This is a genomic window from Bacillus sp. 05T31 (assembly GCF_056396725.1).
Genome location: NZ_JBFTMA010000263.1, coordinates 1 through 5,309 on the forward strand (window position 1 = coordinate 1; position 5,309 = coordinate 5,309).

The window sequence follows — 5,309 nt, forward strand, 5'->3', positions numbered from 1 at the left end:
ATTCCTAACTCACGTACTTCATCTGCTGAAAAGACACGCTCATCAATACGCACTTCAATATTTTTCTCATCGCGCTTCGCTTCCCCTGCATCTTTGTACACATGGACAGAAGTTTGATGCATTAAAATTGTACCTGTATATTTCTTACCGCTTGACGTTTCAATTTCGCAATATTCTCCTTCTACAGAGTTCCAGCGAAATCCACCAATCATAGATAGACGAAGACGACCGTCAGGCTTAATTTCTTTCACCATCGCACCTAACGTATCAACGTGTGCAGTTAATAAACGATGCTGCTCATCATTCTTTCCTTTAACCGTTAAAATAAGAGCGCCTTTATTATTACGCTTCGTCTCTACATTCCACTCACTTACATAATTTTCAATAAAACTAATAATTTTCGCCGTGTTTCCAGATGGACTTGGAATAGAGACAAGCTCCTTAATAAGTTCCATCGTTTCTTTCGTATGATGTGCCATTGTCGTTTCCTCCTCATTTTCTCTACTATTTAGTATAGCGAAATTACGATAAAACCTCTACTCATATAGTTTAATTTTCTAAATTATAATAAAATTCACTTTATCCTAATCTCAATGACAAAAAAGCACCGCATTATCTCCATTAACACTGTGCTTTTTCTATAAAGTGAAACTTTAATCAGCCCGCAAATAGCGGGATAAAACTACTCTTCCGAAACGTCCATCAAATAAATCCCTCTTGTAAATCCGCCGCGCTCTTCTTCTTTCTGCTTACGAATAAGCTCTACATCTTCCATTGTTGCACCTTCTGCACGCGCTAATGAAATAATAATTTCAAGTGCATCTGCAAGTGAATCTAGCGCATGTTCACGCTCTTTCATCGAAGCAAATTCACGAATTTCTTCTGTACCAATTTTCGCTAACGCTTGTATGTAAGCTTGTCCTGTTAATTTTTGTGCTGTATATGTTTTTCCAGACATCAAAATTTTCTCTGGGACACGATCTCTTACTAATCTGTTATAAGTTGACATCACTTTTCCTCCCACTTTTAATAACACCCAAGCTCTGCTTTATAGAAAAACCACTCTTTTTTCACACAAGCACTTAACATATCAATTCCTGATCCGTGCGCCTTTACTACCGGAAAGAAGTAATGCTCTGGTTCTTCTTTCTTATCACCGTATAAGGTTTGGTACTCATCAGGAATCGCCTCTTTTTTCACATCCCGTTCTTTCTTCACTTCACCAGAGAAAGCAACAGTTGGATGTCCCTCAAAGAATAATGCAGTCCGTACCGCAAGAGATGGTGTACTATGCAAAGCATAATATGTTAGTAAAATAATAACGATAACACCGATAATTTTCTTCATTTATTACTCCTAAAAAAAGTGCTAACACAATTATACTAAAATGTGTTAGCACTTTCTTCCCTTTATCTCGAATTAACGGGCAGTAAGACTAATAATCCGCGGGGGATAAACAAATCCCCACGGATTAAAGTTTCACTTTATTCCCCTTTAAATGCTGGTAAACGTTTTTCTAGAAAAGCAGCAATACCTTCTTTATGGTCCGCTGTTTGTCTCATCGCATATTGACCACGCTTTTCGAGCTGAAGCGTTTGTTCTAAATTAGAACGATTCACTTCACATAAAATTTGTTTCGTTTGAATCATCGCCTTGATTGGTTTTTGTAACCATTCATTAATTTTTTGCTTCACAGCCGTTTGAAAATCCTCACCGATTACTTCGTCAATTAAACCAATATCTAACGCTTCTGTCGCTGATAATTTCTTCCCTTCCCAAATGATTTTCTTCGTCATATTTTCACCGACGCGCTTTTGAAGGAAGAAATGGCCGCCACCATCTGGAATTAAAGCGATTCCAATAAAGTTCATCGCAATAACTGATGATATATCTGCCATGACATAATCAGCTGTTAATGCAATACTTAATCCAAGTCCAGCAGTCGGCCCATGAATTGCACTAATAACAAGCTTTGGCATCGTATATAACGTCACAACGATTTCAGAAATTGTATTCATGATGCCTTCAAACTTACTTTCATCATTACTTGAAAGCATTGATTTAATATCTCCACCCGCAGAAAAACCACGGCCACTTCCGCACAACACAACAACGTGAACAGAACTTTCCGCCACTTCTTTCAACTTTTGTAATAACTCTTTTAACGTTGGTTCATCTAATGCATTTAAAACCTCTGGACGATTGACCATAACCGTTGCTACGCGCCCTTCATATTTCACAACAACAGATTCCGTTTTACTTGTTACTTCCATTATATATACCCCTCTTTTCAACATAAAGATTATACTTATATAATTATAGAAAGCATGTTAAAAATCCTTCTTTTTTCTCAATTTTCTGTCTAATATCCTCATAATTTGTATATATCTCCGTATAAAACATACAATTTCGTTAAAAAATATAGAAATTAAAGTCGGTTTATCCATGCTTTTCATCTATTTACCATTACAATGAAATGGTGTATTCTTAAGTTTGATGCAAAAAAACAAATATTGAAATTCATTCGCCTTATTATGTAAATAAGGCTTTTATCCCCATCTCTTGGGTATTGAACTAAAGGAATGAAGAAATGGAGGAATATATGGTTAATAAGTTGAAACAAACGGATAACTACTTCCCGCATTTCCTATTGCTATTCATTGTGTTTCAACCAATTTTAGATTTATTAACGTCTTTTTCAATCTATGTATTACACATGAGCGCAACAGTTGGAATCGTAGTCCGTTTCGCCTTTATKCTTCTTGCATTAGGTTATCTACTTCTTCATAGAAAACAACATGGAGCGAAAAAGTACATTCTCTATTTATGCCTACTCGGGATCGTACTAGCAATTGGTCTTGTAAATAATATGATGGTCAAATCTCCAGTTTCATTTGGCGAAGAAGTGAAATTTATTTTAAAAAGCATATATCCAATTGTGCTACTGTTTGGATATATTATCGTCTTTAAAGAGTTAAAAAATAAAGAATATGCATCTCATAAAATCATTACATATTTCTTATATGCAACTTTAATTTTCAGCATCACACTAATTGTTGCAATGCAAACTGGTACAGATTTCCCAAGCTACCCTCACTCAAAGATCGGTTCAAGAGGTTGGTTCTTTGCTGGAAATGATTTAAGTTCTATTTTTGCAATTATGTTCCCAATCGTAGTGCTCTATTCGATTCATAAAACAACTTCTTTCTCGAAAATCTATTACTGGATTCCAACAATACTCGCGATGTATGCAAGTATTATGGTCGGAACTAAAGTAGGATATGGTGCAATTGTTCTAACGCTTGGCGTGGCACTTTTATTCTCATTCATTGAATATATGGTTCATCGCAAAAAAGAAGGAAAAGGATTCACATATCTCGTAAATACAGTTGTTGCCGCTATTATACTAGGAGGTTTAATTGCCCTTACACCGCATACTCCTATCGCAAAAAATATGGGCATCCACATGCAAATATACGAATACAAAAAATCAGTACAAGAAGAAAAAGATAGAAAAGAAGGAAAAATAATTAAAGAAGATCCTGACGCAGAGAAAAAACATGCAAAAGGTGAGCTAACAGACTCTGAGGTCAAAAGTTTAATTTACAGTGATCGCGATAAGTTTTTAAAAGTATACAAACAATACTATAAAGACGCACCACTATCACAAAAATTATTCGGAATGGGCTATGCTGGTAACTATACGGTTAAAATTAAATTAATCGAAATGGACTTCCATGACATATTCTTTGCATTCGGAATCATCGGTTCTCTTATTTACTTCATACCATTCCTTTACTTCGGTATTAAATTATTACTCAGCATCATAACAAACTTTAAGAAAATATTAACTGTGAAATATATGCTATTAGCTAGCACCGTTGTACTATCACTTGGAATCGGCTTTATGTCCGGCCACGTATTAACAGCGCCGTCCGTTAGTATTTTCTTCGTTGTTATACTCGCTTACTTAATTGTTGATTTAGAGGTAGAATAAAGTGAAGCAGCATCCATTTGGATGCTGCTTTTTCTTTTGAAAGTAATACATGAAATTATATTAATGATTCTACAGAAGATATCGATTTACCGACAAAGTTTGATAAAGCAGCAATCTACAAAAAAAGACTAGATCAAATATGATCTAGCCTTTCAAGCTTCCCCTATTGAAAAGACGCCCGAATCTCCTCCAACACCTCATCAATATTATCCTTCGTAATAACAATACCGAAGTCTTTCGGGACGTTGCTATCTTCCTCATTTACAACTTTATGCGCAATCAACTTTCCAACTTCCGGTCTGAAATGATGCCCATCCATATAGTTATCTAAATTCGTTGTAATGGAATTAAGATACATGAAATGGTGCACTTCTCCAAATACATCTACAGCGTCATGAAGCCATTTTTTATAATCTTCCCATCGCCCTGATTGAATCATCGTACGGAACAGAGGCTCTGAAACAGGCGTTGTAAAAATATAAAACTTCGTGTTCGGATTATGAGCCTTTACTGTTCCTAATATTTCTTTCATATTTTGATACTCATAATTCCCGCCATAAATCTCTTTACTAAACTTATCTACTTGCGCCGCTATTTGCGCATCACGTTCTTCTTTCGTATAATCGCGCATCGATTTTATATTCTCTCGATTGTACCGGTCAAGATTCGTACTATGATGGGTGGAATTTGCAATTGTATTCTTTGAATAAGTAATCCCGTCCATACTTAYATACGATTTAATYGGATACAATAAACTTTGCGCCTGMTTAATATACGCTTCTGGTTTATCAAAACCAATTTCCCTATTTTTGTTCGTTCCAAGGAAATCTAAACCAAGTACAATARACTCGAGTYCACTACCTTTTTGTTCTTTTGCATATTCAATATATGCATCATACTCACGCGGATCTGTACTGCTGACCGCATAATTAAATGCGTTTAACCCGGTGAAGTCATTCTCGTTAATAAAAGTCGTTCTACTACTTCCAAGTATAACTCCATCATATGTAAACGGACGGTACGTTATATAATTTGTTTTCTGTTGTCTCTCGTTAAACCCGTACTGAACATCATTCCACTTATTTTTATGCGGGAATAACCAAAGTGAATCTATATAGCTATTAAATATCCCGACACCTGCCAGAGGAACAAAAACACATACAAAAACGAAAATAAGCCAATGTTTGTTTTTCATATTCTCCACCTAGAAATTAAAGTATAAAAACTCACTAATACTCGTTAAATGTAACACGCTATATACGAGTAATACTGCAGTAAATAAAGCAGTCCATACATTCGGACGGAATGAATC

The 5,309-nt window shown here is 35.5% G+C and carries 6 protein-coding genes; 1 reads left to right on the forward strand and 5 read right to left on the reverse strand.

The window, feature by feature from the left end; all coding sequences use genetic code 11:
- The 4 genes from AC1DJR_RS16370 to AC1DJR_RS16385 all read right to left on the reverse strand — a co-directional run.
- Nucleotides 1-479 (reverse strand): zinc-binding metallopeptidase family protein (locus AC1DJR_RS16370; RefSeq protein WP_477003032.1); only part of this gene is annotated, 479 nt, incomplete at its 3' end.
- Between the two features lie 203 nt (nucleotides 480-682).
- Nucleotides 683-1,009 (reverse strand): nucleoside triphosphate pyrophosphohydrolase, encoded by a 327-nt coding sequence (locus AC1DJR_RS16375; RefSeq protein ID WP_002125566.1) that lies wholly within the window; start codon nucleotides 1,007-1,009, stop codon nucleotides 683-685.
- Nucleotides 1,010-1,026: 17 nt separating this feature from the next.
- A complete protein-coding gene (locus AC1DJR_RS16380) occupies nucleotides 1,027-1,347 on the reverse strand; it encodes a hypothetical protein (RefSeq protein WP_002010902.1) in 321 nt (106 codons plus the stop codon).
- A 137-nt stretch (nucleotides 1,348-1,484) separates the two neighbouring features.
- Entirely contained in the window at nucleotides 1,485-2,273 is a 789-nt protein-coding gene (locus AC1DJR_RS16385; protein WP_002010905.1) for an enoyl-CoA hydratase, read from the reverse strand.
- 329 nt (nucleotides 2,274-2,602) lie between these two features.
- Here AC1DJR_RS16385 and AC1DJR_RS16390 point away from each other — a divergent pair, with 329 nt between their 5' ends.
- Entirely contained in the window at nucleotides 2,603-3,997 is a 1,395-nt protein-coding gene (locus AC1DJR_RS16390; RefSeq protein WP_477003033.1) for an O-antigen ligase family protein, read from the forward strand.
- 163 nt (nucleotides 3,998-4,160) lie between these two features.
- On the opposite strand, the gene AC1DJR_RS16395 is transcribed toward AC1DJR_RS16390, so the two are convergent.
- A complete protein-coding gene (locus AC1DJR_RS16395) occupies nucleotides 4,161-5,192 on the reverse strand; it encodes a hypothetical protein (protein ID WP_477003034.1) in 1,032 nt (343 codons plus the stop codon).
- Nucleotides 5,193-5,309 lie beyond the last annotated feature (117 nt).